This window comes from Oliverpabstia sp. (assembly GCF_022785585.1).
Lineage (GTDB): Bacteria > Bacillota > Clostridia > Lachnospirales > Lachnospiraceae > Oliverpabstia > Oliverpabstia intestinalis.
The window spans coordinates 1-15,017 of record NZ_JALFPR010000034.1 but is presented as its reverse complement, the minus strand read 5'-3'; the positions used below and the strand labels follow the sequence as shown (position 1 = coordinate 15,017).

Sequence of the window (15,017 nt, the reverse complement as noted above, 5' to 3'; positions counted from 1 at the left end):
CATTTACCTTTCTGTGAAGAATGGTAACTGTTCAGTACCTTCACAGTTACGTGCCAAAATGCATTTAAACGATAAAAATACGCTTTGCGAGTTTTTATCGTTATCGCGGCACTCCTCAAGGTTCCGTGCAAGCACGGACTTTGACTCGTTGCTCGCGTAAATCATCTTCGGTGATGGCATTTTGGCTTGTATGTCTCGGGATTTTGACATATTCATGTCAAAACACCTCGCGGGACAGTGGCTACTGAATAGTTACCTTTTATGCAACATTTCCCTTGCCAGTGCAAAAGCTTCTCGCACAAGATAATGGTACAGCAGTACACTCTTACACGGTGCGGCAATACCACATACTCTCTGATAGCCACTTCGTCTTGCCAGAAGAACACTGCGGTATACATGAAAATTATTGGTAATGATTCCAATCTCGTCATGTCGATAATCCATATATCTTCTGCTGTATCGAAGATTCTGTCTGGTTGTGGTGGATCTTTGTTCCAGGATCAGACGTTCCCTGCTGATTCCGGCTTTCTCCAGATATCGTCTCATACATTCTGCTTCTGAAATCTCCTCCATTTTTCCCTGCCCTCCGGATAAAACCGCAATCGTCTCCGGATTTGCCTGCATATATTCTTTTGCCGTATCCAACCGGTCTTTTAATGCTTTGCTTGGTTTTGTTCCTTTCACCTGGCATCCAAGAACAATAATATAATCCAGATTCTCAATTCCTTTTGCTTTCATTCCGGTACCGATTTGATGTTCCAGATAAAAAAACAGTACCAGCCCCGCCAGAAGACAAACTCTTACAATCGCAACCAATGCACCCGGTACAAAGAACGGAACACCGGCAACTGCACATCCGATCCGGCAACCGCCCCATACCATCAATCCAATACCTGCTGCCAGCCAGATCCACAATCCGGATACCCGATAGCCGGCATATCGGACACCTGCTATGTAATACAAAATACATACGATTCCTAACAGGCTCGTAATAATACCCATACATTTCTCCTATCTTTCTTATATATGGCTCCCCGTTATCACATCGGTCATCATTTTACCTACAGACACGGATTATCACCAACGATTCACATAAACGAGAAAAGAGCGGGTAGTTTCTTTTCTCCCCGCTCTTTTACATTTTTATTATCTTCCGCAACAGAATTTGTATTTTTTACCGCTTCCGCATGGACATGGATCATTTCTTCCAACTTTTGCACCTTTGATGATCGTGCCGGATTTCTTCTGTTCCATATACAGAGTTTTCTTCTTCTCCGGTGTAAAGATTTCATCCCACATCGGCAGTTCATACAGCCAGTCTGCTTTTGCATCTACCATGTTTTTGTAAAGCAGCTCTTTATCAAATCCCAGATTTACTTCGGTATCTTCTTCCATCTCTTCGATCGGGTTCTGAACCTTCAGGCTGTCATTGATACCATCCAGAAAACCTGTCATTGTCATTACATTGACTTTATATTTATCTGCCAGTTCCTTTACCGTTCCACGTACTACTTCGTCCGGATTGGAAAGCAGCTGTTCGTAGATTCCTTTTTCAATCACAAAATATTCTGCCCAAAATTTCTGCAGTTTTGCTTTATCTGCCTGCTGAGAGTATGCAACATCTCTCCACTGTTTTAATAATCCCATGATTACTGTACCTTCCTTCAACTCAATTGGTAATTATACTCCACGGGTCCACTACTGTTCGTTCATATTCTTGCAGTAGTTCTGGGACTTCCGTGTGACTCTATTAAGTATATACGATATACCACAGATTTTCAAGCACAAATCACGTTTTCTCGTACTCACCTGGCATCCAGATTATTGTTCACTCCATTCTCGGTAACACCCTTCGCGCTGCACAGAATTTATGCTGATCGCATGAATTTGCGGGGTATGTCTCGGCTTTTCTGCGACCTTCGCTCACAAAAAAGTGAGTACCGAAATCTTCTTTACGATTCGATACTCACCTTACATTGCAGGCTCTATCATTGGATAACCTCTCTTTCTTAAATTATAAGATAAATCATAACCTTTCTGGTGGTCTGTACCTCCTGCCTTTTTTAATGGGATAAATCCTTACTTTCTCATTGGACTATACCTGACTTTCTTAAAATTTGTTTTTGAGGTGTTACTTTAGGTTTTCGGTGGTCCGTACCTTCCTTTCTTGAAAATTACATCTGGAGGGATGTTGCCTTTGAACTTTACGTTAAGTTTCTGGTGGTCTGTACCTCTCTTTCGTAGGTTCTTTTGTTTTCGTTCTTTTCTTTTGTTGAGTATATAGTAACTCTTCTTTCTTATTTTGTCAATACTTTTTTATAATTTATTTTATTCTTTTAAACTTTCAGAATCTTTTATCATTTAAGAACATTTTTACTCATCATCTGTTCTCATCCAATCGCTTTCCCCGCTCTATTCTTATTCTCCCCCAGCCAATGCTCAGAAAGGGAGCGCAGGCAGGACGGGGACGGACAACCTTATGCTGGTGCTTTTAGCCAAAATAAAATCCATCGTTTACGGAAACTTAGGCTCGAGCGCTCTCGCGATAGTCTTAGTTGCAGTTAACGATTAGTTTATTTTGGCGTTACCAGCGGTTGTCCGTCCCCGTCCTGCCTGCACTCCCTTTCGTCCGAGTAGCCAAAGCAGCCAACAGTCCGAGCAGCGACTTCATCTCTTATTTCTGGAAAGCCTTCACTCTCTCCTGAATCGTAACATTAAAATTCTCCACCCGTCTCTCATAAGTCTCATCCATAAATTTCGACGTCAGCAGAAAATCAGCCGTAGCCAGATTATTCGCAACCGGAATATCATAAACCACTGCGATACGAAGCAGTGCCCGTACATCCGGGTCATGTGGCTGTGCCTCTAACGGATCCCATAAAAACACCAGAAAATCAATGCCTCCCTCAACGATCCGTGAACCTATCTGCTGATCTCCACCAAGAGGACCGCTGCAATACCCCTTCACCGGAAGCCCCGTCTTCTCCGCGATCAGCTTCGCCGTGGTACCCGTACCACACAGAAAATGGTTCTTCAGCACGTCCTTGTTCCGGTCACACCACTCCACCAGTTCTTTCTTTTTACCGTCATGAGCAACCAGCGCAATATGCTTTGTCTTCTCCATAGTAAAACCGATAAACCTCTCATTTGTCATAAACATTCCTCCTTCTTTCATGGATTTCCTTAATGATAATCTCTTAGAAAACGGCTGGAAAGCGTCGTTCCCGTTCCATACAGGCACTGATACAGATTCTCCAGAATAGCGGGTGTCTCATCCAGTGCTTTCTGATACAGTTCCATCAGACGTGTGGTTGACTCTCTGCAGGCAGGATTCGCTTTTTTTCGCATCACCTGGCCTTCCAGAATATCATAACATCCAAGTACATGCATACCGCCAAGTACTACCTTTTCTTTTATCGGATTCTTGCAGGTCAGAAGCCTGTCATACAGCTTCTGCCCCTCCAGTGCCCGGTGGATCTGCTTTGGTGTCACCGATGGAAACATCCGCGCGATCACTCTGCAGTTTTCCTCTGAATCATCCAGGACACTTGCCGGAAGGTACACCCTCGGCTCCTTACCGCTCTCAATCATCAGATAACGGTCAAGTTCTGTCTCGATCTCCGCATGAGAGATTCCCGTCTGCTTCTCAAATCGTCCCACATACCCGTGACAGGTACTGTCCAGCATAAAGTGGCAGGCGAATCCAAACAGATAGGATGCCAGCTGCGGCGACGGGCTGATTTCAAATTCCCGTATACCCTTCTGAAAGAATCCAAACGCCGGTTCCTTATGCATCTGCGGACCTATTTTATTAATTCTGCTTTGCGGCAGACAAATCGGTTTATAGTAGAAGAAAATATCCGGTCCGTGCTGACCGATCCGATAAACACCCTTTCCTTTCCGAATCACTGCCTTGATATGCTCCGGTAATTTTTTGTATACATCTTTTCCAAACTTGTCATGTGTATATGTCGTCGGCATATGTATCGTCCCCTTTTTTCACTTTGGGAAATGCTCCCATTATTTATTATCCCCTGTGCCTGTTCAACAGTTATGAATTGCAGGTTAAATTCCGGTAAATTCACATTTTTTATACACCCTGTGCAATCACCTTCACACAAATCATTATAATTCTTTTTACTTCCGGAAACAAGGAATTTCAATCCGAAAAAATCCGAAAAAATCTGAAACTTTTGTGTCTTTTTCTGAATATCTTCTCATTTTCCGGTCATACTATAAATAGCCGGTGGAGAGATGACACAAAGGCGTGACGCTTTTCATTGGCCCGAAAGAAAAACTTTGCCGGATCCCCCCTCCGGCCCGAAATAACGAAAGAAGAGATGAAATACTTATCCTCCCCTTTATAAGCTGTCGCCTTCTGTGCGGCAGCTTTTTTTACATCCGTTAAAAATAGCGGCCGCTCAATGCGAAAAAAATGAACCGTTGCCTTTCATCTATAATAGCACTGTCTGCTGCATCCCCCGGGGAAAATCTGTTGTTTCATCTGTCTGCAATATTCCGCTTCGCTCCCCGCTGTTTTCAGTATTGTCAGGGATTTGTGAAGATTCTGAATATCTGCTTTCATATCCTCGCTGTGGTTGCCACGACCCACCAGTTTCAGATGGGTGATTCCGGCTTTCTGCAACCGGTACAGTGCACAAAGTCCACATCCGCCGGCACCGCACAGATAGTCATCCCTCTCCGGAACACTCTCTTCTTTTCGGATTACTTCCAGCCGATTCTTCCATCCGGGATCTACTGCTTTCTGCGGGAGCAGCCAGTACGGTACACGACAAAGATGTCCAAGTTCGTCACAGTGCAGAGAATTGCAGAAGCTTCCGGAAAACTGGCACAGTTCGTTCAACACAAAGGCTTCAAACTCCGTCCCGCTCCTTTTTTCTCCTGTTGTTTTCCGGGCCGCGATCATGGATGCCATATCTTCTATCGTATTCTTTCGGTGAAAAATCATACGTTTGAGATCCAGATTCTGAAAGGTTTCCAACATTTTCCTGTTATTTTCTCCCGTCTCCCCGCTCAGATGGATCTGACAGTCCACCCTCTGCTTCCGAAGATACACGATCAGCGCCGGATCCGCCAGAATAAAACTCTGAAAGTCAAGTTCCATACAGCTTCGGATGATATCTTCGATCATCGGATACTGCTCCGGGATGTAATACAGGGAATTAAAGGTCAGATGTATCGGACGTTTATATACCTCACGCATGCCAGCCAGAATCTCCAGTTCACTGTAAGCGCCCAGCTGCACCTGATAACAGAGCACTTCCCGGCGGTTTAATGCCAGCGTGGTTCCGTAACGTTTCGTCCATGTATAGGGCACATACCCGCAGAAGAATTCATCCGCTCCTGCCTCGCAAAATAACGGATAATCGTCGATGCATCCCAGTCCTGCCACAATTTTCATACGCATGCCCTCCTACAGTCCGATCACCAGACGGTCGATACCTGCCTGTTGATATGCTTTCAGCTGTTCCGGATGCTTTACAAGTTCCTCATCCAGTCCGAACAGGGAATTGTAACGTCCTGCCATATGCAGATGTTCCGGGTAAATATACGCATACTGTTCGCAGTATCCCGGACAGCTTTCCGGCAGCCGCTGTTTTCCCCGCTCACCCTCGGTACAGCTCGCATACAGTGGACAATACTGCGATGTATTGGTTTGATAATACGGCAGATGCAGGCTGTTCTTTCCCTGTGGAAATACCTGCGGATAGCCACAGCTTTCCCACTCATAGCGGTTGATCCCGTACGTGTCTTTTAAGAATCTCCGATAGAAACCGGCCTGCAGATTATTTTCTCCCAGCCCGCGGGTACTGCCTTTTTTATAGTGCATCCGCGGATCTTTTTTCTGTTTGTTCAAAAGTACACCGAGACAGGGTTCCAGATATTCCCCGTTTTCTCTGACCAGCGCTGCCATTCCCCAGTCATTGACAAGGATTTCCACCCTGATCTGCCGTTTTTCACACCAGTTTTCCACTTTTTTCAGGAGTTTTACCATCTCTTCCACCTGAAACTCCCGCATACAGGGAAATACCAGGGTGATACCCACGTTTTCCACATTTGCTTTCTCCATCAGAGCAAACAGCTGCTCTTCTCCGGGCAACAGCAGATGGCAGAATGCATTGCCGATATACAGACGATCCGGAATGATTTTATGCTGTTCCCAGCCTCCGATTCCGTTTTCTTTCCAGTACAGTTCGGTAAATTTTTCTATTGTATTTCGCTCATACAGGTTATACCATATTCTTCGGTCGAGTGCCAGCGCAAGTTCCATGCCCCGTACCACCGGCCGGATCTGCGCACCGGAAAACCAGATGGATTTCTGCTCTTCCATGCTCTTTGCATGGATCTCGTCCTGATTCACAGGATAGTTGCAGGTGATCTGTGCCATCTCTCCGTCCGTTCCTTCGATCCGTGCCCGGATATATCCGGTGTATTCCCGGAAAAGTTTCTGTACTGCCTGTACATAATCTTGCTGGAACACCTCGACGGTATAACTTACATACCACTGCTCCTGCCTTTTTTCCATGAAATGATAACTTTCTAACTCCACTTCCCGATACATGCTTTCAGATAAATCATAGAATCCGATCCGTATATGCCGCGGTCTTTCCACCTGTTCTCTTACCCGAAAGCAAAAGCTTTCTGTAGAAATCTCCGTGATCCTCACTTCTTTGTCATCGACAAATCCTGCCAGAAGTCCGAATGGAATCATCTCCACACTCTGCATCCCGCATCACCTCCCCGTCTTTGCGTCAGATATTTTTTCTGTCTCGTGACACTAAAAAAGGTCCACCGAACCTTTTTGTCGTATGCTTGGCAACTGAAAAACCCCTTAGTAACGTTCCTTTTGTTCCGTTACTAAGGGGTTTCCTTCACATCTATTCGCCGATACCTCTGTTTGTTTTAAGCGAAGAATTTGTCATAGATGCCATAACCAAAGATAAATAAGATCATCAGCGGCAGGATGTAAGACAGATACACACACATCCACTCCTGCATCTTGAAACCTTTTCCTGTATTGGCTTCTGCTTTGAAGTTTTTCCAGCCCCATCCGTAACGGCTGGTACAAAACAGCAGATATACCAGAGATCCCAATGGCAGTAAAATGTTACTTACCAGAAAATCTTCCAGGTCTAATACTGCACCGCCGAAGATGGAAAATCCATCCCAGCTCCATACATTATATCCCAGAACACATGGCAATGACAAGAGGATAATCCCAAACAGATTCACAAGACTGCTCTTTTTTCTGCTCCATCCGGTCAGTTCCATCACACAGGATATAATATTTTCAAAAACTGCCAGTACTGTAGAGAATGCCGCAAAGGTCATAAAAATAAAGAACAAACTTCCCCACAGTCTTCCCATCGGAATATGGTTGAAGATATTCGGCAGGGTGATAAAGATCAGGCTCGGTCCGGATGTCGGACTTACTCCGAAGGTAAAGCATGCCGGGAAAATGATCAGACCGGATACGATTGCCACAAATGTATCCAGAATCGCAATATTTGCAGATTCCCCAAGCAATGATCTTTCCTTTCCGATATAGCTTCCGAAGATTGCCATGGCTCCGATACCAAGACTCAGGGTAAAGAATGCCTGATTCATCGCTGTTACAATGGTATAACCGATACCCAGTTCTTTCATTCTTTCAAAGTCCGGAATCAGATAAAACTTCAGACCTTCTGCCGCTCCGTCCATCATGATACTGTTGATCGCCAGCACTACCATGATGGCAAGCAGTGCAATCATCATTACTTTTGTGATTTTTTCCAGACCATTCTGCAAACCTCTGGAACATACAAAGATACCAATGGCCACTACAACGATCATCCAGAAAGCCATAACAAGCGGCTGTGACAACATCTCATTAAATACGCCGCCGACCTGATCTGCATCAAGTCCTGTAAACTTACCGGTTGCTGTCAGATAAAAATAGTGCAGCATCCATCCTGATACAGTTGTATAAAACATCATCAGCAGATAGCAGCCGATCACGGTGATGTAGCCGTGGATATGCCATTTCTGCCCCGGTTTTTCAAGTGCCTGATAAGCTTTTACCGGACTTTTCTGGCTGGCTCTGCCAACGGCAAACTCCATAGTCATAACCGGCAGTCCAAGAATCACCAGAAAGATCAGGTAACACAGTACAAACGCACCGCCGCCACCTTTTCCTGCAATGTAAGGAAATTTCCAGACATTACCGATTCCGATGGCACATCCGGCAGATATCAGGATAAATCCCAGACGCGACTTTAATTTTTCTCGTTCCTTCATTCATCTTTCTCCCTCATATAGATTTTTACAAAATACGTAACTGTTCAGTACCTCGCGGGACAGTGGCTACTGAATAGTTACCAAAATACTAACAGGGCATACAACAACAGCCCGGACAGAGCATATTCATGCACAGGCACTGGCAGCACCAGTTTCCCATACCTTCTCCCGGTTTCTGATAGCCGTATCCGGTACTCATATTCTGATACCACTGTCCCTGAGACTGCAGCTGCTGATAAAGTCTCTGATACATCAGGTTGCCCGGTTCCATCTCCATCGCTGTTCTGGCATCCTCCATAGCACTTGCTGTATTTCCCGCTCCGGCACTTGCAATGGCATGATAATAATACCATTCTCCATTTTTTTCCTGCATCCTTTCCAGGACATTTAAAGCCTCCCGGTAATGACCGGCATTGATGTAGTTCGCCGCCGCACGCATCTCCATGGAACGCTGATCATCCTGTGTCTGATACCCTCCGGACTGATAACCACCGTACCAGGAGTTTTGAGAAGTTCCCTGTTCCCGTTCCCTCACGATCTGATCATAAGCCTGCTGTACCTGTTTGAACATCTCTTCCGCCTGCTCTTTATTGGGATTATTGATATTCGCATCCGGATGATATTTTCTGCTTAGCTTCCGGTATGCTTTTTTGATTTCGTCCATGCTTGCATCTCGCGATACACCAAGGACGCTGTATGGATCCAACATTCCTTATTTTCTCCTCGTCTCTTTTTCCCGGGACTTTATTCTGTCATATTTTGTCCAGATACCAGAATACAATATATTTCGCAAAATGTCCACATATTCTATGATCGGAAGTTTTTCAAATTGGCGGGAAGCTTCAGCCGCTTCCATCATCAGAATCTGTCTGGCCCGGTCATCAAAGTCTTTTTCCTGTGCGATCGGCTTCCATGGGTTATAGTTTCCTTTTTTTCTGTCTTTTTCAATATCCTCATAGGCATCCATCCGGTAGATGAATCTTCCCATGGCACAACCGATCTTTCGCATTGTATCTGCCCAGACATCTTCTTCCCAGACATAGATTTCACCCAGCATCTCTCCCGTATCTGCTGCTGCCCTGTCAAGATCCGTACTTGCTTCCTGCTCACATGCTTTCAGCTTTTGCAGATAGGTTTCGATTGCTCTCGCCTGCCGCGGATATTTTTCCTTTAAACGTTTTACGTCTTTTTTTAATGCTGATGCAAGTATAAGAGGAACCGGTTTTTTCTCGTCCTCCCAGTCGTCTAACAGATTATAATAACTCAACAGTACATTCATATCCGCCGCATAGGCAGTCCACTGGTTTCTCAGACAGAGATGCTTTTTGAACGGATGCATGGCACAGAAGTGTTCTTCCCGCTTTGTTTCCGTCTCATACAGGCCGGTCAGCAAAATTCCGAGAAAGGTCACATCATACGTCAGAGTAACCCTGGAAGTTTGTCCGTGATCTTCTTTCAGATCCTGGCAGACTCCGCAGTAAAATCCATGATAGATCCGATAGTCTTTGATCTTCATTTCTTCCATATTGGTTGTAACGTAGCCAAACATCCTCCCTCACCTCTTTTCTTTGTTTGTCTGTTTATGATCTGTTCATCCACTTCATAAAATTAATCAGGTGCGTTTGATAAAATTACAGTTGCAATTTGGACAGTGAATCGATATTTTTCCTTTTCCTTTTGGTACCCGGACTTTTTGTCCGCAGGTCGGACATTTGTAAATTCGATGGGTGCTGTCTCCGTGACTTCCGGTCAGTTTGTTCCATTTTGTTCTTACTTTTTCACGTGCCTGAATATAATGCTGATTTTCCTGGTATCTCGCAGAGATATCTTTGGAAAGAATACGATAGTAATCATAGATCAATACGAGCAGAATCAGCAGGGAAAAGATCGAACTTCTCACAAAGAAGGATACGAGCAGAAGTCCGAACAGCAGATACATCAGAAATCTTCCCAGTTCATCTATTCTTCCGTACCTGCCCTGCATAAATCGATATAGTTTGTCTCTCCAGTTATTCATTGTTTTCTCCCCGTTCTTTTTTTACTGTCACCACATTCTCAGCCCTTTCTCACATATCTGTACAGCTTTCTGCTTTTTCCCATGCTTCCCTGGCAAATGCAACTGCATTCTGTATATCTGCATCGTCCGGATGCAGCAACGCTTTATCAAAGTTTCGGATCAGCATCTGTGCTTTTTCTCTCTGCTCCGGATTCTCTTCCATGACTTCATAACGTTTTCGTACCTGCATCGGCATCTTTCCCATGCAGAGAAAAGCCCCCAGACAGCTGTTGTCTTTCGGAATCCACTGTTTTACATTTTCCACAATTCTGTCATAGTATTCCTGACTCTGCCCGAATCCGCAGGTTCCAAACAGTGCGATCTGCCTGTTATGTACTTTTTTCAGAAGTTCCTGCACTTCGATGGGGCAGTCTCCTTTTTCCACACAAAATCCCACATACAAAAGATGGCTTTTCCCAGGTTCCGTATTGCAGTTGATTTCCTCGATATCTCCGTTACCAAGCTGTTGTAAACTCTGATAAATACAAACTGCCAGCCGCTGGGTGTTTCCCGTGCGACTGACATACATGATTTTATAATCTAACATGATATTATTTCCCGCCTTTCCATCTGCCCGCTTTTTTAATTTTTCCGGTATTCGACATCTTTGTTTCAGATGTCGTTTTGTCAACAGGTTTACTGTATACTACTTTCCTGAGTATTACAAGGATCGGCGTCTAAATTTTTTCTAAAATTTTTGTTATGTAAGATGAAGGAGTATCTTTATAAAATACATGTTATGTTATTTCATTTTACTTTCCGTTTTCTCTTTTCAGCAACGTTTCCAGGTCTTTTTTTGCCTGTTCATGGTTCTGAAACAGAATGCCGTGAATCCCACAGCCTCTGGCTCCTGCGATGTTGTCTTCCCGGTCATCAAAGAATACGGTTTCCCTTGGATTGAGTTGATACATCGTGCAGAGTTTTTCATAAATCTCTCGATCCGGTTTTGCCATTTTATAAACATAAGAAAACAATGTTCCGTCCATGTAGGGCAGGAATTTCATCTTGTGGCTGGACAGCTGATACGTATGCTCCGCATAGTTCGACAGAATATACAGATGGTATCCCTGTTCTTTCAGGGTTTTTACCCAATCTTCAGCGTATGGCATCAGTTCCACCACGTCACCAAGATTATCATATACCGTCTGCACTTCTTTTTTTAATCCCGGTGCATTTTTCCGAAAGCCTTCCCAGATTTCTTCCGTTGAAATTATCCCGCGGTCAGCTGCTTCCCACAGCGTACTTTCAAAAATCGCCTTACGCAGAGTCTGTACTGTTTTTTCTGAAAATCCAAGGTTCTTCAGATAGTTTTCCGGAGTGTAAGACATCAGAACCTGCCCGACGTCAAAAACAATATTTTTTATCATGTTTCCCTTTCCTCTTTTCTGTGTTTTATTTTTTACTTTATTTGTTTCGGTTTTTCAGATAACGGTAGATCATCATGTAGGCATACAATAATACCGGGACGATGATCGTTGCTGCAATAGAGGCTTTGAACCAGCCAATGGAGTTTTCACTTCCGGAGAGGGCAAAGATCATGGTGGAGGCATAGAGGGCCAGCAAGAGGACTACGCCGAGAATTGCCAGGATGCGTTGTAGTTTTTTCATAGGAATCTCCTTTTTTGTTTTGCTTCTTTTATTATACTGGTTTCTTATCGGAAAGCAAGAGGAGTGTTCAAAACGGACGAAGTGGAAAGGCTGTCTGTCCCGCCGTGTCCGCCTTTCCACTTCTGGATGTTGGCTGATTTTCAAGTGTGATTGCGAATGGTAGCTATGTGTTTACCTCGCTTTTTTGATCCATTTCTGAACATATCTTATTTTAAAGGTTATTCGGGGTTATTCCATATGGGTATTCGTGGTCACATTTAGACTCGAATTCTTTGAGGTTGTATATTTTTTTGTTTTCATCGAACTGTGCGATGGTTACACCGTCAAAGGCTCCCGGAGTGTCACAGTAGTCGCACTGGAAATACCACTCGACGATTACTGTGTTCTGGCAGATGTAGATTTGTTTGATGTCCCATTTTTCTACAGTTCCTTTTTGGTTCCAGTCGTGGAACCACTGTTGGATCTGCCGGATTCCCCGATATTCCGGACCGTAGCATTCGCTGTAGATGATGTTGTCTGCAAATATAGCGGTCAGGGGTTTCTCGTCTTTGTTCAGCCAGCAGGAAAAATAGTTTCTGATGATTTCTTCCATTATGTTTTCTCTTCTTCGTTTACCTCACATACATACAGGGTTTCTTCTTCTACGCGGAATTTGATTTCCAGGCCGGCGAAGGGGAAGCCGTAGATTCTTTCGGGGTCCTGCTGATAGGCGGGGCGGGGATCCAGAGCCAGGATCTGGATCAGGGGTTTTTGTTTTGATTGCGGAACTTTGTTCAGGAGTTCCGGCGGGAATTGTACCTGAAGGTGGTCGTCGCGGTGAGCGGTTGCGAAGCTTCCACATGCTTCGGGGTGGCTGTCGGCATAAGGGATGTAGGGTTTGATGTCGTAGATCGGGGTTCCGTCCAGAAGATCAGCGCCCTGGATATGGATGACCGGACCATCCTGAGGATTCAATGTAACGCCTGTAAGCTGCACACTGGAGAGCCCGATCGGATTGGGACGAAACGGGGAGCGGGTGGCAAAGACGCCGACTCTTGTGTTTCCTCCCAGTTTTGGCGGGCGCACGGTTGGAGACCATTCATTCCGGATGGATCGGGAAAATTCCCAGATCAGCCAGAGGTAAGAGTATTCTTCCAGTCCTCTCACAGCCTCCGGGTTCTGATATTCCGGATAGAAATGGATCTCGGCTTCAAGGTCTGCCAGACCGCTCTGCCTTGGGATTCCGAATTTGCTTGTAAAATCACTTTTTATATAAGCAACCGGACGCATCATGCGCCCGGTTGTCTCGTTGCATTGCATATCAATAATTTGGTTGTTATTCATATGTCGTTTACTCCAGATTTACTTCTCCACATTTTTTGATCAGTACTGCCAGCACGATCAGTTCCAGTACCAGGCCTACGATCAGAGCCAGCCAGCCGTTTCCGGTGAATCCACCGACCAGATATCCGGCCAGGCAGCAGCCTGCTACCGTCATAGCATACGGAATCTGTGTGGACACATGATTAATATGGTTGCACTGTGCGCCTGCGGATGCCAGAATGGTGGTATCTGAGATCGGAGAAATATGGTCTCCGCATACAGCACCAGCCAGTACGGCTGCCACGTTCAGTGCCAGTAAGGATACGTTGTTGGTATTGATCACGGCTGTTACGATCGGGATCATGATACCGAAGGTTCCCCAGGATGTTCCTGTTGAGAAAGAAAGTCCGATCGCTACTGCGAAGAACAGTGCCGGAAGCAGTACACCGATAACAGCGTTTCCGCTTACCACATTTCCTACAAAATTTCCAAGTGCCAGGTAATCCGCGGAGCAGATACCGGACAGGGTCCATGCCAGCGACAGGATCATGATTGCCGGTGTCATGGCTTTGAATCCCTGTACAAAGCTTTCACAGAACTGACTGAAGGTAATGATCTTCCGAAGCAGATAGAAGAAGAAGATAAATACCAGTGTAAAGAAAGATCCGAGTACCAGACTCAGTGAGGAATCACAGTCTGCAAATGCTGTGGCTACTCCTGCTCCGTCAAGAATACCACCGGTATACAGCATCGCGCTGATACAAAGAACGATCAGTACGATAATCGGCAGGATCAGGTCGATGACTTTTCCGTTACCGATGATTTTGATTTCTGCGTCTCCGTCTGCGGTTTCTTCTTTTTTTCCTACCAGGTCTGCATGGTATTTTGCCATCGCACCGTAATCGAAGTTTTTACCGATCAGGATGATCATGAATACGATGGTCAGGATCGCATACAGGTTGAACGGAATGGTTTTTAAGAACAGTGAGAATCCGTCAATCGCGCAGTCATCCGGCAGGGAGGATCCTACAGCTGCCGCCCAGCTTGAAATCGGTGCGATGATACAGACCGGAGCTGCTGTGGCATCAATGATGTAGGCAAGTTTTGCACGGCTTACTTTGTATTTGTCTGTAACCGGACGCATTACGGTTCCTACAGTCAGACAGTTGAAATAGTCGTCTACAAAGATAACCACACCGAGAAGCATGGTTGAGAACAGTGCTCCTCTCTGAGACGTGATTTTTCTGGATGCCCAGTCTCCGTAGGCTTGGGAAGCTCCTGATTTTGTAATCAGGGCTACGATGATTCCAAGGAATACCAGGAAGAGCAGAATATTCACGTTGTCGCCGATTTTCCAGTTCATGACTTCTATCATGGTCTGGGTGGCGGCAAGGATGTGGAATTTTGTAAAGAGCAGCGTTCCCGACAGAATTCCGATGAGTAGTGACAAATAGACTTCTTTGGTCCATAAGGCCAGGGCGATCGCCACGATGGGCGGGACTAAGGCCCAGATTGTTCCTGACATGTTTGTTTCCCCTTTCATGTTGGTTTTAATTTTTATGTTTTTCGGTTAATTATAGCATGGTAACGTGATGATGTAAATGGGTATTGTGCAAACGGATGAAGAGCAAAGTTGTATACAAGACAGACGCAGAGAAAGGCGGAACGGGCAAGGCGGACACATACAAGGCGGACGCAGAGGAAGACGGAACGGGCAGGGGAAGCGAGGGACGTGGGCAGAGCAACTTTGAGC

16 protein-coding genes are annotated in these 15,017 nt (G+C 45.2%); all 16 read right to left on the bottom strand.

Annotated elements, in window-relative coordinates:
- Window positions 1–252: 252 nt before the first annotated feature.
- Complete coding sequence (locus MSA64_RS01935; RefSeq protein WP_287890304.1) at window positions 253–1,002, bottom strand: YdcF family protein; 750 nt, start codon at window positions 1,000–1,002, stop codon at window positions 253–255.
- A 144-nt stretch (window positions 1,003–1,146) separates the two neighbouring features.
- Window positions 1,147–1,647, bottom strand: a complete 501-nt coding sequence (locus MSA64_RS01930; RefSeq protein WP_022173103.1) for an SEC-C metal-binding domain-containing protein — start codon at window positions 1,645–1,647, stop codon at window positions 1,147–1,149.
- Window positions 1,648–2,674: 1,027 nt separating this feature from the next.
- A complete protein-coding gene (locus tag MSA64_RS01925) occupies window positions 2,675–3,154 on the bottom strand; it encodes a methylglyoxal synthase (protein ID WP_154431400.1) in 480 nt (159 codons plus the stop codon).
- A gap of 29 nt (window positions 3,155–3,183) precedes the next feature.
- The gene (locus MSA64_RS01920; protein WP_154431399.1) at window positions 3,184–3,981 is read right to left on the bottom strand and encodes a zinc dependent phospholipase C family protein; all 798 of its coding nucleotides are present in this window, start codon (window positions 3,979–3,981) and stop codon (window positions 3,184–3,186) included.
- 469 nt (window positions 3,982–4,450) lie between these two features.
- Window positions 4,451–5,422 carry a U32 family peptidase gene (locus tag MSA64_RS01915; protein WP_154431398.1) on the bottom strand — a complete coding sequence of 324 codons (972 nt, stop codon included), beginning with the start codon at window positions 5,420–5,422 and terminating at the stop codon, window positions 4,451–4,453.
- Between the two features lie 12 nt (window positions 5,423–5,434).
- The gene (locus MSA64_RS01910; RefSeq protein WP_154431397.1) at window positions 5,435–6,748 is read right to left on the bottom strand and encodes a hypothetical protein; all 1,314 of its coding nucleotides are present in this window, start codon (window positions 6,746–6,748) and stop codon (window positions 5,435–5,437) included.
- Between the two features lie 176 nt (window positions 6,749–6,924).
- Complete coding sequence (locus MSA64_RS01905; RefSeq protein ID WP_287890301.1) at window positions 6,925–8,298, bottom strand: sodium-dependent transporter; 1,374 nt, start codon at window positions 8,296–8,298, stop codon at window positions 6,925–6,927.
- A gap of 88 nt (window positions 8,299–8,386) precedes the next feature.
- Window positions 8,387–9,007 carry a J domain-containing protein gene (locus MSA64_RS01900; protein ID WP_022173109.1) on the bottom strand — a complete coding sequence of 207 codons (621 nt, stop codon included), beginning with the start codon at window positions 9,005–9,007 and terminating at the stop codon, window positions 8,387–8,389.
- A 3-nt stretch (window positions 9,008–9,010) separates the two neighbouring features.
- The gene (locus tag MSA64_RS01895) at window positions 9,011–9,847 is read right to left on the bottom strand and encodes a DUF5685 family protein (protein ID WP_022173110.1); all 837 of its coding nucleotides are present in this window, start codon (window positions 9,845–9,847) and stop codon (window positions 9,011–9,013) included.
- 63 nt (window positions 9,848–9,910) lie between these two features.
- Window positions 9,911–10,315 carry a hypothetical protein gene (locus MSA64_RS01890; protein ID WP_022173111.1) on the bottom strand — a complete coding sequence of 135 codons (405 nt, stop codon included), beginning with the start codon at window positions 10,313–10,315 and terminating at the stop codon, window positions 9,911–9,913.
- 49 nt (window positions 10,316–10,364) lie between these two features.
- Window positions 10,365–10,901, bottom strand: coding sequence for a flavodoxin family protein BilS (gene bilS / locus MSA64_RS01885; protein ID WP_117525140.1), 537 nt, complete (start codon window positions 10,899–10,901; stop codon window positions 10,365–10,367).
- Between the two features lie 205 nt (window positions 10,902–11,106).
- The gene (locus tag MSA64_RS01880) at window positions 11,107–11,721 is read right to left on the bottom strand and encodes an HAD family hydrolase (protein ID WP_287890296.1); all 615 of its coding nucleotides are present in this window, start codon (window positions 11,719–11,721) and stop codon (window positions 11,107–11,109) included.
- 37 nt (window positions 11,722–11,758) lie between these two features.
- Window positions 11,759–11,962: a hypothetical protein gene (locus tag MSA64_RS01875; RefSeq protein WP_022173114.1), complete on the bottom strand. Its 204-nt coding sequence runs from the start codon at window positions 11,960–11,962 to the stop codon at window positions 11,759–11,761.
- Window positions 11,963–12,173: 211 nt separating this feature from the next.
- Complete coding sequence (locus MSA64_RS01870) at window positions 12,174–12,554, bottom strand: nuclear transport factor 2 family protein (protein WP_287890295.1); 381 nt, start codon at window positions 12,552–12,554, stop codon at window positions 12,174–12,176.
- The gene (gene tsaA / locus MSA64_RS01865) at window positions 12,554–13,285 is read right to left on the bottom strand and encodes a tRNA (N6-threonylcarbamoyladenosine(37)-N6)-methyltransferase TrmO (RefSeq protein WP_330639026.1); all 732 of its coding nucleotides are present in this window, start codon (window positions 13,283–13,285) and stop codon (window positions 12,554–12,556) included. Before tsaA ends, MSA64_RS01870 begins: the two co-directional genes overlap by 1 nt.
- Window positions 13,286–13,292: 7 nt before the next feature.
- Complete coding sequence (locus tag MSA64_RS01860; protein WP_154431393.1) at window positions 13,293–14,789, bottom strand: Na+/H+ antiporter NhaC family protein; 1,497 nt, start codon at window positions 14,787–14,789, stop codon at window positions 13,293–13,295.
- Window positions 14,790–15,017 lie beyond the last annotated feature (228 nt).